The 15,904-nt window shown below is 56.1% G+C and carries 12 protein-coding genes; 6 read left to right on the top strand and 6 right to left on the bottom strand.

Annotated features, from left to right (window positions below; translation table 11 throughout):
• The first annotated feature begins 22 nt into the window (after positions 1-22).
• Complete coding sequence (gene coq7, locus ACP3PW_RS08420) at positions 23-670, top strand: 2-polyprenyl-3-methyl-6-methoxy-1,4-benzoquinone monooxygenase (protein ID WP_426416248.1); 648 nt, start codon at positions 23-25, stop codon at positions 668-670.
• Positions 671-706: 36 nt separating this feature from the next.
• Here coq7 and ACP3PW_RS08415 read toward each other — a convergent pair whose 3' ends face one another.
• The gene (locus tag ACP3PW_RS08415; RefSeq protein WP_426416247.1) at positions 707-1,117 is read right to left on the bottom strand and encodes an OsmC family protein; all 411 of its coding nucleotides are present in this window, start codon (positions 1,115-1,117) and stop codon (positions 707-709) included.
• A 222-nt stretch (positions 1,118-1,339) separates the two neighbouring features.
• Between ACP3PW_RS08415 and crp the strand changes: the two genes are divergently transcribed.
• The gene (gene crp / locus ACP3PW_RS08410; protein WP_426417025.1) at positions 1,340-1,978 is read left to right on the top strand and encodes a cAMP-activated global transcriptional regulator CRP; all 639 of its coding nucleotides are present in this window, start codon (positions 1,340-1,342) and stop codon (positions 1,976-1,978) included.
• A 67-nt stretch (positions 1,979-2,045) separates the two neighbouring features.
• Here crp and glp read toward each other — a convergent pair whose 3' ends face one another.
• The 5 genes from glp to bioA all read right to left on the bottom strand — a co-directional run bounded on the left by glp (position 2,046) and on the right by bioA (position 7,047).
• On the bottom strand, positions 2,046-3,278 hold the full coding sequence (gene glp, locus ACP3PW_RS08405; protein ID WP_426416246.1) for a gephyrin-like molybdotransferase Glp: 1,233 nt from the start codon (positions 3,276-3,278) through the stop codon (positions 2,046-2,048).
• Positions 3,275-3,832 carry a molybdenum cofactor biosynthesis protein B gene (moaB, locus tag ACP3PW_RS08400; RefSeq protein ID WP_426416245.1) on the bottom strand — a complete coding sequence of 186 codons (558 nt, stop codon included), beginning with the start codon at positions 3,830-3,832 and terminating at the stop codon, positions 3,275-3,277. The genes glp and moaB overlap by 4 nt, the downstream gene beginning before the upstream one ends.
• A 109-nt stretch (positions 3,833-3,941) precedes the next feature.
• Positions 3,942-4,190: a MoaD/ThiS family protein gene (locus ACP3PW_RS08395; RefSeq protein WP_426416244.1), complete on the bottom strand. Its 249-nt coding sequence runs from the start codon at positions 4,188-4,190 to the stop codon at positions 3,942-3,944.
• Positions 4,191-4,386: 196 nt separating this feature from the next.
• Positions 4,387-5,706 carry a Xaa-Pro dipeptidase gene (gene pepQ, locus ACP3PW_RS08390; protein ID WP_426416243.1) on the bottom strand — a complete coding sequence of 440 codons (1,320 nt, stop codon included), beginning with the start codon at positions 5,704-5,706 and terminating at the stop codon, positions 4,387-4,389.
• A 57-nt stretch (positions 5,707-5,763) separates the two neighbouring features.
• On the bottom strand, positions 5,764-7,047 hold the full coding sequence (bioA, locus tag ACP3PW_RS08385) for an adenosylmethionine--8-amino-7-oxononanoate transaminase (protein WP_426416242.1): 1,284 nt from the start codon (positions 7,045-7,047) through the stop codon (positions 5,764-5,766).
• 182 nt (positions 7,048-7,229) lie between these two features.
• Here bioA and ACP3PW_RS08380 point away from each other — a divergent pair, with 182 nt between their 5' ends.
• The 4 genes from ACP3PW_RS08380 to ACP3PW_RS08365 all read left to right on the top strand — a co-directional run bounded on the left by ACP3PW_RS08380 (position 7,230) and on the right by ACP3PW_RS08365 (position 15,904).
• On the top strand, positions 7,230-9,266 hold the full coding sequence (locus ACP3PW_RS08380; RefSeq protein WP_426416241.1) for a putative bifunctional diguanylate cyclase/phosphodiesterase: 2,037 nt from the start codon (positions 7,230-7,232) through the stop codon (positions 9,264-9,266).
• Between the two features lie 159 nt (positions 9,267-9,425).
• A complete protein-coding gene (locus ACP3PW_RS08375; RefSeq protein ID WP_426416240.1) occupies positions 9,426-11,051 on the top strand; it encodes a methyl-accepting chemotaxis protein in 1,626 nt (541 codons plus the stop codon).
• 338 nt (positions 11,052-11,389) lie between these two features.
• Positions 11,390-12,712, top strand: a complete 1,323-nt coding sequence (locus ACP3PW_RS08370) for an efflux RND transporter periplasmic adaptor subunit (protein ID WP_426416239.1) — start codon at positions 11,390-11,392, stop codon at positions 12,710-12,712.
• Positions 12,713-12,721: 9 nt separating this feature from the next.
• Entirely contained in the window at positions 12,722-15,904 is a 3,183-nt protein-coding gene (locus tag ACP3PW_RS08365) for an efflux RND transporter permease subunit (RefSeq protein ID WP_426416238.1), read from the top strand.

Genomic DNA, 15,904 nt, shown 5'->3' with positions numbered 1-15,904 from the left:
CAGAATAACCCGGTGGAAGAGTATGAGCAGCAAACGACATTACAGTGCCCTTGATCAGTTTCTAATGGGCGCCGATCAGGTGCTTCGCACCCTCAGTGCATCAGCCAACAGCCCGGAGCGACCCTCTCCCGCTGACGAACTGAGCGAGGCCACGCTCAATGCGGATGAAAAGCGCCACGTAGCAGGATTGATGCGTGTCAATCATGCGGGCGAGGTTTGTGCCCAGGCGCTCTACCAGGGGCAGGCGCTCACGGCGCAGCTTGAAGATGTGCGCGAATCGATGAATCGGGCCGCCCGCGAGGAGATCGACCACCTGGTCTGGTGTGAGCAGCGCCTCGTGCAGCTGGGCAGTCATACCAGCATCCTGAACCCCATCTGGTATGCGGCCTCCTTTTCCATCGGCGCGATGGCGGGTGCACTGGGCGACAGATGGAGCCTTGGGTTCGTTGCTGCTACGGAGAATCAGGTCTGCACACACCTGGAATCCCACCTCCAACAACTGCCAGCGCAAGACCAAAAAAGCCGCGCTGTGTTGCAGCAGATGAAAGAGGATGAGGCGCGCCACGAGCAGTTGGCAACGGAAGCCGGGGGCATCCGTTTTCCGGCCCCCGTGCGCCACCTGATGACGCTGGTATCAAAAGCGATGACAGCGAGCTCTTACCGGGTTTAAACCCGCTGACAACCCGCCCCCCGATTAGGGACCGGGTTACAGCTCAACCAGCTGATAGTCGTGGGTGATTTCCACACCGCCCGCCCCCAGCATAATCGACGCAGAGCAGTACTTTTCGGCGGATAGTGCTACCGCTCGTTTGACCTGACTATCCTTAAGCTCGTTGCCGCTCACAACAAAGTGCAGGTGAATTTTGGTGAACACGGAGGGGACCGCATCGGCCCGCTCGGCCGTTATTTCCACTCGACAATCGCTCACCTGCTGGCGCGCCTTCTCGAGCATACCGATCACATCGTAGGAGGAGCAGCCGCCCACCCCCAACAACAGCATCTCCAGCGGACGTACGCCCTGATTATTCTCCCTGGCGCCATCCATCACTACACGCACGCCACTGCCAGCGACGCCTTCGAACTGACGATCCTTCAACCACTTAACTTCTACTTGCATGCTGTAGCTCCCACACTCTGTCAATATCTGGAAGCTGGCAGAGTATCACCAACCCCATAGGCTGCCCACCCGCATCACGCTCGATTTTGCTGCCGGAGATCGTTTAAAAGTGGATGCTCGTCAAAAGATAACCTCACAATTGTGGGAACACTGGTACTCCCCCCCTATTCCCGCCATAATGGCGGCAACCGAAATACCAATAAAACCAGTGTGGGTACAGTAATGGTTACGATTACGCCTCCGCAGCAGATCAAGGGGCTCGACTCCTTTATCTCGCTTTGCCACCGCAGACGCTACAGCGCCAAGAGCACGCTAATCTACGCCGGCGACAACAGCGACTCCCTTTACTACATCATCAAGGGGTCGGTAACGATTCTGATCGAGGACGACGATGGTCGCGAGATCATTATCGCCTACCTCAACGCCGGCGACTTTTTTGGCGAAATGGGGCTCTTCCTCGAGGAGGAGGGATCACGCAGCGCCTGGGTACGCGCCAAAACAGAGTGCGAAGTAGCTGAAATCAGCTATACCAAGTTCCGTGAATGCTCGCCTCAGTTCCCGGACATGCTCTATGAGATTGGCGCCCAGATGGCAAACCGCCTGCGCAACACCACGCGCAAGGTGGGTGATCTGGCGTTCCTCGACGTAACCGGCCGCGTGGCCCGCACCCTGCTTGACCTGTGCAAACAACCCGATGCGATGACCCACCCCGACGGCATGCAGATCAAAATCACCCGTCAGGAGATCGGTCGCATTGTAGGCTGTTCACGAGAGATGGTCGGACGAGTCCTCAAAACCCTGGAAGAGCAGGGGCTGGTCTCCGTCAAAGGAAAAACCATGGTGGTTTTTGGCACCCGCTAAACTGCGCCGCCCACACCAAAGTAATAAAAAAGCAGCCCGATGGCTGCTTTTTTATTACTGCCAGGCGCTAAAGCTCGGCAAAGGGTATGTAGTCAACCAGATCTCCCTCCTCCACCACGGTGTCGCGCGCAAGGACGGCAAAGCCGGTGCCCCAGGTGGCAGAAAAAAGTACACCCGAGCTCTGGTTATCATAGCTTTCCAGGCGCATCACCCCACCCGCATCAACCCGGGTTCGAACCCGCAGGTACTCCTCCCGGGGAGCCGCGCGCGAACGCGAAAAGCTCACCGGTAAACGATACTTAGGGTAGGAGATGTCACGGACCCCCTGCATCTTCAGCAAAAAAGCACGCGCTGCAATATGGAAGGTTACAAAAACCGACGTCGGATTTCCCGGGAGACCTATAAACGGAGTACCCGCTACCTCACCAAACGCCAAAGGCTTGCCCGGCTTTATCGCCAGCTTCCACAATTTCAGCTCACCCAGTTTCTCGACAGTGGCCTTTACGTGGTCCTCTTCGCCAACGGATACGCCGCCACTGCTGATCACCACATCGGCCTGGGTTGCCGCGTCAAGCAACGCTCGTTCGGTGGCCTCAGCGGTATCCTCCACGATCCCGAGGTCGACAAACTCCATACCCAGCTGTGCCACCAGCCCCGCCAGGGTGTATCGGTTTGAGTTAAATATCTGCCCGGGCTTTGCTTCGGTGCCCGGCTCAACCAGCTCATCACCGGTCGACAACACGGCAACCCGCAAACGGCGGACCACCGGAACCCTGGCAACCCCAATGGATGCCAAAACCCCCAGCTCCTGGGCCCGTAGGCGGGTATTCGCCTCCAGTACTTGCTGCCCCTGGGTGATATCCTGCCCGGCCGGGCGTATGTGCTGCCCCGCCTTGAGTTCCGCACGAGGCGGTAAACTCACCCCAGCCTGGTCAGCCTGGGTATCCTCCTGCATCACCACCAGATTGGCGTTGGTGGGGATGGGGGCGCCGGTAAAAATACGCGCAGCCGTCCCCTCCTCGAGTTCGGAAGGCGCAGCCCCCGCGGGAACACGCAGGGATACAGGCAGATGCACCGACTGTTCTGCATCCAGATCCTCCCAGCGTAACGCATAACCGTCCATCGCGCTGTTATCCAGCGGCGGAACATCCACGGGCGAAAACTGCGCTTCGGACAGCACCCTTCCCAAAGCCTTTTCCGTCGCTACCCATTCGGTATCGGCGATCGTATTAGCCTGGGCAAGCATCCGCTCCAGCGCTTCGCTCACGGGCATCAAGCCAGAGGCACTGCAACAACTCATGAACGACTACCACAGGCCGTTTCGATCACCTCCTGGGGCACAGAAAGCTCAGCGACGAAGTTGCAAGGGCGATGACGGGAATCAAGCTGCTCCTTGATAATGCCATTCCAGGCCGTGCGACAGGCGCCAGACGAACCCGGCATACAGAAGATCACAGTGCCATTGGCCATGCCGGCAAACGCCCTCGACTGTACTGTTGAGGTACCGATCTCCTGGTAGGAGATATGGCGAAACAGCTCACCGTATCCCTCCACCTCTTTGTCAAACAGCACTTTGACCGCTTCCGGGGTGCTATCGCGGGCAGTAAACCCGGTGCCTCCGGTAACAACCACCGCCTGAATGCCCCCATCGGCAATCCAGCGGGAGAGCACCGCCCTAATCTGGTATACGTCGTCTTTTACGATCTGCTTGTCTGCCAACTTATGCCCCGCTTCCTGGGCAGCATCGGCTAAAAATCGACCGCTGGTATCGGTCTCCTCATTACGGGTATCACTAACCGTCAACACTGCGACGCTAAGGGGGATAAAATCTACTACATTGCCATGCTGCTTCATGCTGGATCGTTCCTTAAATTCTGGGGTACCGTAAATCACGCAAACCGCAGTATGCCGCAACTGCAGGGGGGATGGTATTGATCGTAAACAAGTTCGGGGAGTTGTCTAGTCAGCCACCGGTAACCGGTGGAAACAACGCCACTTCATCGCCGCTGGTCAGGAGCACATCGCCAGACACCACCTCCTGATTAACCGATACGATAAGATTTGGATTTTCCAGCACGCTCTGCCAGCGTTCCCCCTTCTGTTTCAGGGCACCCAACAACTCAGCCACCCGCAACTCGCCCTGGGCCGGCCATTCCAGCTCACGCTGCCCCAGCTCTTCAGCATAACGGGCGAAAAACAACACTTTGATCACCGCTCAGACTCCTTTGGCAAAGGGTTATAAACCCCTATCGATTCCGCTGCCGGGTAAGGCGACACCGGAGCACTGACATCCAGTCTACCACCTTCGTGAATGAGTTCGCAGCCTGCCTTAGGTTGACCTCGGGGCACCGGTCGGAGTTGCGCATTACTGCGCCCACGCAACCCCCTGACCGAATCTAGCGAGGCGCTCACCCCAACTCGACAAATGCCGGACGAGTAAGATTTTCGGCACCCGTCGCTGTCGCTACCAGAGTGTCCTCAATGCGAATACCACCGCAGGGACGCAGCTCATCAATCAAGGGCCAGTTAAGCAGCGAACTGCTTCGCTCGGGCTCCAACAGCTGGTCGATAAAGTAGAGTCCCGGCTCGATGGTCACCGCCATCCCCGGCTGCAAGGTGCGCTGCAACCGCAACGCAGGATAATCAGCATGGACCGGATACTGGTCACCCGCCGCATTCATCTGCCATCCACCAACATCGTGGGTTTGCAGTCCAATCAGGTGACCCAGGCCATGGGGAAAGAAGAGCCGCGTAAGCCCCTGCGCAAAAGCCGTGTCGGCATCGCAGGTAACGATACCACTATCGCTCAGCACCGAGGCCAGGCGGTGATGCATACGCTCATGCAACGCCACAAAATCGACTTCCGCCTGCACCTCCCCGCAAATCCCCTGCTGTTCCAGATCCATTCGCGCGACCAGCTCGGCGAAGGTTCCCTTATTAGCGGCGTAGGTACGGGTGATATCGGCGATGTATCCCTCAAAGGTAGCGCCGGCATCAATCAGGAAGGAGTGACGCTGTGGAGGAGCGACAGTGCCATAGCGATCGTTGTGCAAAATGGCCGCGTTCTCATTGAAGGCGACAATATTCCCGTAGGGGCTTTGGGCTTCCGTGCAGCCGCAGGCGGCGAGATAGGCAAGGTGCACCTCAAGCTCGGTGCGCCCGCCAAAAAAAGCTTCCCGTGCCGCCAGATGCCCGCCCACGGCGATGCGATTGGCCTCGCGCAAGCAGTGCAGCTCATAATCGCTTTTGCAGGCACGCCCGTAGTGCATCGCCGCCAGCAGCCCGGGTGGGTTAAGTTCAATATCAGGCAGGTGCTCAGCGAGTTGCACCTCCTCGGCAATGCAGGCGACCCTGCGCAAATCCCACTGCCCCAGCGCCTTTAACGCAGCCGTTTCATCAGCCACCAACTCGATGTCAAAACTATCAACCCAATACCCGCTGGGCTCTCCGGCGGCCGCGTGCCAGTAATCCGCAGGTTTGTGGTATAGCAAACGGGGGCGTTGCCCGATGCGCAGCAACAAGTAGCAGTAGGGGTTATCGGTTAGCGGCAACCACCGTTTGAAATGCGGGTTCACCACGAAGGGGTAATCGTGATCATCAAGAAAACAGGGCTTGGGGTCTCCCGAGGCCACGAGCAGGCCGTCGAACCCCTGAGCTTCTAACAAGCGATAACTATCCTCCAACAAGACGTTAAGGTGTGATTGATAAAGGGCCTGAATCTCTTGCATTGGTTAACACCTGCATAAAAGGTTAAAGCAAACACCAGCGGCAGCTGGCTGGGAATTTTAACAAGACGAGAGCACGCGGTAGATACCTGTGGTCAGGCGCTCTAGCTGCTCTGCACCCATAACATAGGGCGGCATCACATACACCAGCTTGCCAAACGGGCGCACCCACACCCCCTGCTCGACGAAGCGCGGCTGGATATCGGCCATATCAACGGGTTGCTTAAGCTCTACCACGCCGATCGCCCCCATCACCCGCACCTCAGCAACCGTCGATAGCTGTTGGCACTGGGCCAGTCCTCGTCGCAACCCCTCTTCGATCCCCGCCACCTGATTGCGCCAGGTGCCCGCTTCAAGGATCTCCAGGCTGGCATTGGCCACCGCACAGGCCAGCGGATTAGCCATAAAGGTAGGGCCGTGCATAAAGACCCCTGCGGCAGAGATGGTATCGCTTACCTGCTGGGTACACAGGGTCGCCGCCAACGTCATATAACCGCCGGTTAGTGCCTTACCCAGGCAAAGGATATCGGGCGCAATACCCGCTTGCTGGCAGGCAAACAGGCTGCCGGTGCGGCCAAAACCGGTGGCGATCTCATCGAGAATCAATAACACCCCGAACTGGTCACACAGTTCCCGCGCACGGCGCACATAGTGGGGGGAGTAGAAACGCATCCCCCCCGCCCCCTGCACCACCGGCTCCATAATCAGCGCCGCAATCTCGTGGTGATGCTGTTCCAGCATCTGCTTGAGCTCGCTGATATCGTTTTCGTCCCACTCCTGGTCGTAGCCGCACTGAGGGGCAGGTGCAAACAGGTGCTGGGGCAACACCCCGGTAAACAACTCGTGCATACCATTGACCGGATCGCAGGTTGCCATGGCGCCGAAGGTATCGCCGTGATACCCGTTGCGAATGGTCAGCAGGCGTTGTTTTTCGGGCTTCCCCGCCGCGTGCCAATACTGGATTGCCATTTTGATGGCGACCTCGACCGACACCGACCCCGAATCCGCAAAAAACACCTGCTGCAGAGTGTCTGGCACCATGCTTAACAGGCGTCTCGCCAGCTCGATGGCGGGCTTGTGTGTCAGCCCTCCAAACATCACATGGGACATAGAGTCCGCCTGCTGCTTGATCGCTGCATTAAGGTGCGGGTGGTTATAGCCATGAATGGTCGACCACCACGACGACATACCATCGATCAACTGGCGGCCGTCGGCCAGGGTCAGCATCACCCCTTCGGCCGCGATGACCGGCGTTTGAGGATAACGATTGTGCATAGAGGTGTAGGGATGCCAAATATGCTCGGCATCAAAACGCAGATCATCGGCGGTAATCACAGGATTCATAATGGCCAGCCCAGAGTATAAATGCGGCGCTCATCATAGCCTGACCCTACCCGGGTTACCACGTCCGAGGTCACCCTCGGGAGAAATTAACTTTGACCCCCAGCGTCATTTTTCCGATACTCATTAGCGGCTAGCGCAGAAGGAAATATGGCGCTTACAGACGCCACCAAGAAGGAGCCACTTTGATTATCGAAAAGCGGGATCGACTATCCCTCAAATTATTGCGCGTTGTACTGGCATCGGCGTGCCTTGTGGGCACCGTTCTCAGCGCCGCGCAAATTGCGATGGACGCTATAAATTCGCGCCACGAGATCGATGATCGTGCCCAGAGTGTTCTGGCGATGGTACGCGATCCTGCCATTCAGGCGGTCTATAGCCTGGACCGGGAGATGGCCGAACAGGTTGTCGAAGGACTGTTCGAGGATCACTCGGTTCGCTTTGCCTCTATCGGCCATCCCGAGGAGGAGACACTGGCATCCAAACGACGCCCACTGCAAGAGGAGCCCTACCGCTGGCTGACCGACAAGGTATTTGAGCCTGAACGAGATTACCGCGTCAGCCTCTACGGCAAACTCCCCTACAACGAATACTACGGCGATCTGCAGATCACCCTCGATACCGCCTCCTACGGCACTGCATTTGTCGACCGCGCCGTGATTATTTTCACCTCCGGAATCCTGCGCGCCATGGCGATGGCGTTCGTGCTCTACCTGATTTTTACTTGGCTAGTGACCCGCCCCTTAACACGAATTGCACAGAGCCTGGCCCACATTAACCCCGACCAACCGGGCGATATCAAAGTCCCCATGATCGCGGGCAATGAGCGCAATGAGCTAGGGTTATGGGTCCGCACAATCAATCAGTTACTGGAATCGATCGAGCGCAACAACTCCAAGCGCCAACGCGCCGAAGCTCATGTACAGCGCCTGGCACAATACGATTTTCTCACCGGACTGCCCAACCGCATCATGCTGCAAAAGCAGCTGCAGCGCATCCTGCCGGAAGCAGAGCAGCGCGGACAGCTGGCCGCAGTACTCTGCTGCGGCATTAACGACTTTAAAAGCATCAATGAACAGCACACCTACAAGACCGGTGACGTCCTCTTAATGAGTCTTGCCGATCGCCTGCGTAACCAGCAGATTCCGGTACGTGCAGTGGGACGCCTCGGCGGCGACCAGTTCGCCATTATCCAGGACAAACTGCAACAACCGTACGAAGCCGCCGAACTGGCGCAAAGTATTCTGGCAGAGCTTCAAGAACCTTTTATAGTCGATGAGCAGCCCATAACACTGGATGCAACCCTCGGTATCGCACTCTTTCCAGCCGACGCCAAACACCCGGAAAAACTGCTGCAAAAAGCGGAACAAACCATGACCCTGGCCAAGGCCCGTGGCAACCGCTACCAGTTCTACGTCGCCAGCGTTGACAGTGAGATCCGCGAGCGCAAGCGACTCGAGCGTGAACTCGGGGAAGCACTGGCACTGGATCAGCTACAACTGGTTTACCAGCCCCAGATCGACCTCGATAACGGCCGGGTCGCCGGTGCCGAGGCCCTGTTGCGCTGGGAGCACCCGGAACAGGGCTGGATCTCTCCCGAAATCTTCATCCCCCTGGCAGAGAAAAGCGACCTGATTATTGGTATCGGGGAATGGGTTCTTGACCGCGCCTGCGCCCAGCTCAAAATCTGGCATACCATGGGCTTTCCCGAACTGCGTATGGCGGTCAACCTGTCGGCGGTGCAGCTGAGGCAGGCCGATCTCACCGAACTCGTGGTGAGAATGTTACAAAAGCACCAGATCCCGCCACACACGCTGGAGCTGGAGATGACCGAAACCGGCATCATGGAAGATCTGCAAGCGGCGGCCACCGCACTGCGCGCGATCAAAAAATCAGGCGTACAACTGGCGATGGATGACTTCGGCACCGGGTACTCCTCCCTCAGCTATCTCAAACTACTACCGTTCGACAAGATCAAAATCGACAAGAGCTTTGTGCAGGAGATCGTCGACAACCAGGACGACTCCACCATCGTGCGCGCCATCATCCAACTGGGGGAAAGCCTCGGCTTGCCTGTTATCGCCGAGGGAGTTGAAACCCAGGCCCACGAAGCCTACCTGATCCAGCATGGCTGCCAGGAGGGTCAAGGTTACTACTACTGCAAACCCGTTCCTCCCGACAACTTTGCCGAGTACCTGCGCAAGTCCCATCGAGCGGCCTGAAAACTCCGTAAAAAACGCTAAGCGGCGGGCCGCTCGGTCAAGGTACCGTCCTATCCGCTGTCACCGTCAAGCACTAAAGTTATGGTTTCCCATGCCGTTAGGCTATATCAGACTACACTGGATAGTGCACAGCTAAATATTGGAACGGAGCATATGTTTATGGACTGGTTTAAACGATCCCTGTTGGCAAAGGTCTGCGCCGGCATTGTTACGGGCGTGCTATTGATAGTAATCACCGCATTCTGGGCCGGTTCCAGATTAGACAGCGCCATTGTTGAGTATGATGAACTACTCAACCACGACCTGCAAAACTCACTACTTGTCGCCACCATGAACATCGAGTTCAAGCGCCAGGTCCAGGAGTGGAAAAACGTGCTGCTGCGTGGCGCCGATGACAAACAGCGCGAAAAATACTGGGGGCGTTTCAACAAGCAGCAAGCCAAAATTCAGGAGATCGGAAAAACCCTCTCCGTCAAGGTGGATATCCCTGAAGCCAAAACCCTGGTCGATCAGTTTGTCGCCGAACACCAGAAAATGGGAGTCGCCTACACCAAGGGATACAACGCCTTTGTCGAAGCTGGCTTCGATTCGAAGGTCGGCGACAAGGCGGTATCCGGTATTGATCGCACACCCTCAAAGCTGCTTGATGAGGCCAGTGATGCTCTCAACGAATCGGCCCAGCAGCAAGGTATCCAGCTGAAGGAAAGCAGTCTTCAGTTAGAGATAACTGCCAGCATACTGATGCTGGTCTTCAGCGGCATTATTACCGCGGGCCTCATCTGGTTTATCAATAGAAGCATCGTCGCCCCCACACTGAGTATCAGCCAGCATCTCGACCAGATCAGCCAGGGTGACCTGAATCATACAAACACCATTGAACGTGATGATGAACTCGGCGTGCTGGCCAACGCTTCCCGACACCTGCAGCAGTCATTAATGGCATCCGTCGACCAGCTCAACCAGACCCTGCTGGGGCTACAAGAAGCCTCGGGGCAACTCAAAGGCTACTCCGACGACATCAATCGCAGCACCAGCGACCAACACCAACGCACCGATCAGGTAGCAACGGCGATGAATGAAATGGCCGCCACCGCCAACGAGGTAGCCAGCCATGCAGCAGTGGCCTCCAGCGGTGCCAACGACGCCGATGAGTCGGCTCGTCACGGCATGACCGTAATGGAAAACGCGCTGCAAACCATCGCGGCCATGGCCAAAGAGATCAACACCACCGCAACGGTGATCGGCGAACTCGAGAGCAATAGCATCCAGATCGGCACCGTGCTCGATGTGATTCGCAGCATTGCCGAGCAAACCAACCTGCTCGCGCTTAATGCCGCTATAGAGGCTGCCCGCGCCGGCGAACAGGGTCGAGGCTTTGCGGTGGTTGCCGACGAAGTGCGCACCCTCGCCCAACGCACCCAGCAATCGACCACCGAGATCCAGGGAATCATCGAGAAGGTACAGTTGGGGGCGGGTAACGCCGTCAGCGCGATCCACCAGGGCACCACAAAGATGACCGAGTGCGAGGAGATCGTAGGTGAGGCCGCCAATCAGCTGCGCACCATCACCGCCGCCGTGGAGGCGATTCGGGATATGAACACCCAGATCGCCACCGCAGCCGAGGAGCAAAGCTCGGTGTCCGAAGATATCACCCGTAACATCACCGAGATCACCTCCATCGCCTCTGAAAACAGCGAAAACGCCGAGCATACAGCCGAGACCAGCTTGCGCCTGGTACGCCTGTCCGATGACCTCGCAGACGTCGCCCAGCGCCTTAGCCATTAAAACGGCTGGCACCCTACTGGGTGATACCCCCTGATGCCGGCACCGCCCGACATCAGGGGTTTACTTACCACCTGAAAACTCCATCGCCCGCAGCGCCCGCCACTTACCCGATCAACCTTTTGATAGACCCTCACGGGACGCACCTCACAGGTTCTCCTGACCCGATGGGTGGTAAGTCACTAGCGGCGAGAATCAACCGTGGTTGTTACTTCATGCCCTCTCCGAGCTGGTAGCAAACTCCCCCAGTCTAGGTCGTACTACTGGCAAGAGATGGCTATACTACAGGCTGGAAGGCTGGAAGGCTGGAAGGCTGGAAATCATCAAATGGAGTTTGAGTTATGAGGCAGTTTTACCCCAGCGTTTCGGTATCGCGTCCGGCGAGCCTTCGCTTGCCAACCACGCTGATACTCCTGGCCATACTGGCAGGCTGTGATAAACCCGCTCCCACAGCCAAACCGCCCACGCCTGAAGTGAAAGTGTTGAAGGTAGATCCCAAAACGATTGATGTCGTTATTCCCCGCCTGGCCCAGCTGCAGAGTTCTCGCGAAGTGGACGTCGTGGCTCGCGTGTCAGGCTTTCTGGAAAAGATGATCTATAAAGAGGGTGCCTTGCTAAAAGAGGGCGATGTTATGTTCGAAATGGACAAACGCCCATTCCAGGCACAGGTCGATGCCGCCAAGGGAGAGCTGGAAGCGAACAAGGCGAGGCTGTGGACTGCCAATGCCAACCTGAAGCGGATAAAACCACTGACCGAAGCAGACGCCATGAGTCAGAGTGATCTCGATGAGGCCATCGGCGCAAAACGCAGTGCCGAGGCGGCGGTTTTTTCGGCGAAAGCAAAGCTGTCCAATGCGGAGCTCGATCTTAGTTATACGACCCTGCGGGCTCCGGTCACCGGATTATCCGGAGCGGCCCAACAGCGTGAAGGGGCCTACCTCAACTCCGTTAGCCAATCTGCTTATCTCTCCTATGTCGCGCAAATCGACCCGATTTGGGTGAATTTCGCAGTTTCTCAAAACGAACTTGAAAGCTTGCGCCAGGAGAAAAGTGCGGGCAGTTTTATCGCACCGAAAGAGAGTAAGTATCAATTCGAAATCGTCCTTACGGATGGTTCAATTTACCCACTAAAAGGTACTCTTGATTTCACATCCCCCTCTTTTGATACCCGAACAGGAACATTTTCAGTTCGGGCCGTAGTGCCAAACCCCGATTTTTTGTTGCGTCCGGGCATGTTTGTTAGCACCAATATTTTAGGTGGCAAGCGGCCTAACGCCATCGTGGTTCCGCAGCAAGCGGTACAACAGCAGGGTAATAATCAGATGTTAATGCTGGTAGATGACCAGAATAAGGTGGTGTTACAACCGGTCACCGTGGGTGAATGGGAGAACGATCAATGGATCGTCACCAGCGGCCTCAAGGGCGGTGAGATGGTGATTGTCGAAGGGTTTATGAAGGTGCGCCCGGGCATGACGGTGAAAGCACTGCATTACATCCCCAAAGCCCCTAAAGCTCAGGGCAATGCAAGAGGCGGAAGTAAGAATAGATCAACCAACATGTCGGAAACCGACAAAACAAAAAATGACACTTCCATAAAGAAAGAGAGCACCAACACCCGCAACTATATCGATAACGCCATGGCTGCTAGCCTGGCTGCGAACTGAGGAATTATCATGGGACCCAGTTTCTTTATCGATCGTCCAATTTTTGCGGCTGTGATCTCTATTATCATCGTTCTCGCCGGTGCTACGGCGATAACCGTGACTCCAATCTCTCAGTTTCCAGAAATCGCGCCGCCAACCGTGACGGTCAGTGCTACCTACCCAGGAGCCACGGCTGAAGTTGTGGCCAATACGGTTGCCGCGCCGATCGAGCAGCAGGTCAATGGTGTTGATGACATGATCTATATGTCATCAACCAGTTCCTCCTCGGGAAATATGACCCTGACGGTTACCTTTGCCCCGGGCACCGACCCGGACATTGCCCAGGTGAACACCCAGAACCGGGTGAGCCAGGCGCTGGCGCAGCTGCCCAGCACGGTGAGTGCACAAGGGGTGACCACCCAGAAGGTCTCCCAGTCTTTTATGATGGTGGTTGGATTCAGCACACCCGGCGGCGAAATGTCGACGGTCGAGCTCAATAATTTTGTTAACCTGCACATCTGGGACGCTGTAAAACGGGTAGAAGGCGCCAACCTGTCAACGGTGTTCCCGAGTCCTGACGTAGCGATGCGTATCTGGTTACGACCAGACCTCCTGGCGCAGCTGGGTATTACTATCCCGCAGGTGAGCGATGCCATAGCGGGCCAAAACCAGGCGTTCGGTATCGGGCAGATTGGACAGTCGCCGGCGCCGGAAGGAACCTTGCAAAACTTCCCGATTACCAGCCAGGGAATGCTGGTTAAGCCGGAGGAGTTTGATCAGATAATACTACGCGCCAGCACCGACGATGATGCCGCCATTGTGCGGGTATCTGACATTGGTCGCAGCGAGCTGGGAAGCAAGAGCTATTCGGTTAACACCAAGACAAACGGCTACACCTCTTCGGCGTTAGTGGTTTATCAACAGGCTGGAGCCAACGCGATTCAAACCTCTGAACGTGTCAGGGCGTTGCTCGAAGAGCTAAAGCCGAATTTCCCCAGTGGTTTGGAGTATCAGATTATCCTCGACACCAGTCAGTTTACCGAGGAGTCCATCGAGAAAGTGGTGCACACTTTTTTTGAGGCTGTCGTGCTGGTGGTACTGGTGGTGTTCCTGTTCCTGCAAAGCCTGCGCGCCACACTGGTACCTGTTATCGCTGTGCCGGTTGCTATTGTGGGGGCTTACATCGGGATCTACGCGTTAGGGTTCTCCACAAATATGTTGACGCTGTTTGGCATGATCCTGGCCATTGGATTGGTGGTCGACGATGCGATCATTGTCGTCGAGGCGGTCGAACACAAGATGGAAACCAAAGGCATGGAAGCCAAGGCCGCGGCCAAAGAGGCGATGTCTGAGCTCACCGGTGCCCTGGTGTCCATTGTATTGGTGTTGTCATCGGTGTTTTTACCCATCGCGTTTTTGGGTGGCATGACCGGTACGCTGTACAAACAGTTTGCGGTCACCATAGCGATTGCGATGGTGATCTCCGGCATTGTGGCGCTCACCCTGTCACCGGCGTTGTCCGCAATTGTGCTAAAGCCCAAAACCACTGAGAAAAAAGGCTTTTTCCTGTGGTTTGACAAGAGCTTTGAGGCGATTACCAACGGTTATGTAGTTGGCGTGCGTTTCCTGATAAACCATAAGATCATCGGCATGGGTTTATTTCTCGCTGTCGTGGTTGGCTTGGTAATGATGTTCCGTATTATCCCCTCGAGCTTCGTACCGGAAGAGGATCAGGGGTATGTGTTCGGCATTAATATGCAACCCGATGCAGCCAGCCTGCAACGGACGGGGGAGTTCGGAGATCAGGCCGTTAAAATACTACGCGAAGATCCGGCCGTATTAGCCGCGACCCAGATAGATGGTTACAGCATTATCGACCAACAGTATCGAACCAATAGCGGGTTGATGTTTGTACCACTCAAGCCTTTTAGTGAACGCGCAGAACCGGGTATGAGCTCGTTCGATGTCATTCAAAATTCGCGCAAGAGTCTGGGTGCCCTCGACCAGGGAATTTCATTACTCGTGAGCCCCCCCTCTATTCCGGGGGTTGGATCCACAGGTGGCTTCCAGTTTTACATTCAGGATACGCTGGGTAAAACGCCGCTGGAGCTGCAGGGCGTTGTGCAAAAATATATGGCTGAGGCGCGTAAACGGCCGGAGCTTACGGCTATCAACAGCTCCTTTTCAGCCACGGAGCGCCAGCTCTATCTCGACGTAGATCGTAATAGGGCCGAACTGCTGCAGCTCCCTATACAGGATATTTATCAGACATTGCAGGCCTATTTTGGCTCGCTGTATGTGTCTCAATTCGCCGATTTCGGCAGGATCTGGCAAGTCATCATTCAAGCCGAGGATGATTTTCGGGATGATCCAGCCGATTTCAGCAAAATTTATTTGACCTCCACAACCGGCGAACGTATTCCGCTTTCTGCGGTAGCAACGGCTAGTTATGACTCTGGCATCAATATGATGCCACGCTTCAACGGTTTTCCCGCTGCACAGATTACTGGAGCCGCGGCGGCCGGTTACAGTAGCGGTGAAGCTATAGCGGCGATGGAGTCGGTGGCTGCAGATGCTTTGCCTCCCGGCTATGGCTTTGCCTGGTCTGGCCAGGCCTTTCAGGAAAAACAGGCAGGTGGTACAGCAACCGTTGCTTTCGCGTTCGGCCTGATTATGGTGTTCCTGATTCTTGCTGCCCAATATGAGATGTGGTCACTACCTATCGGGGTAATGATGGCGGTGCCCTTTGCGATTTTGGGTGCGTTGCTTATGACCTGGTTCCGGGGCCTTGAAAATGATGTTTACTTCCAGGTTGGGCTGGTAACCCTGGTGGGGCTGTCGGCTAAAAATGCTATTTTAATCACCGAGTTTGCGGTAGAAAACCACCGCAACGGTATGTCATTGGCCGATGCAGCCGCCGAGGCTGCACGCCAGCGTTTGCGCCCTATCGTAATGACCTCACTGGCGTTTATTCTTGGCTGTGTTCCTATGGCTATCGCCGTCGGCCCGGGTGCCAATAGCTTGCATGCCATCGGTACCGGAGTGATCGGCGGGATGTTGGCTTCTACCCTGATCTCCTCTTTCTTTGTACCCATGTTCTTTGTGATCGTGGAATCGGCCAGCGGTTTCTTTGGCAAGAAACATGCAGCTACCAATACGGGCGCTCCGCCCCCTGAGCTTCCAGCCTCACCAGATACCAAAGGAGAGAGCTGA

Origin of the sequence: Aestuariirhabdus sp. LZHN29 (genome assembly GCF_049985285.1) — a bacterium.
Taxonomy (GTDB): Bacteria; Pseudomonadota; Gammaproteobacteria; order Pseudomonadales; family Aestuariirhabdaceae; genus Aestuariirhabdus.
Note: the sequence above shows the minus strand (reverse complement) of the source record. Positions and strands in the feature narration are given on the sequence as shown.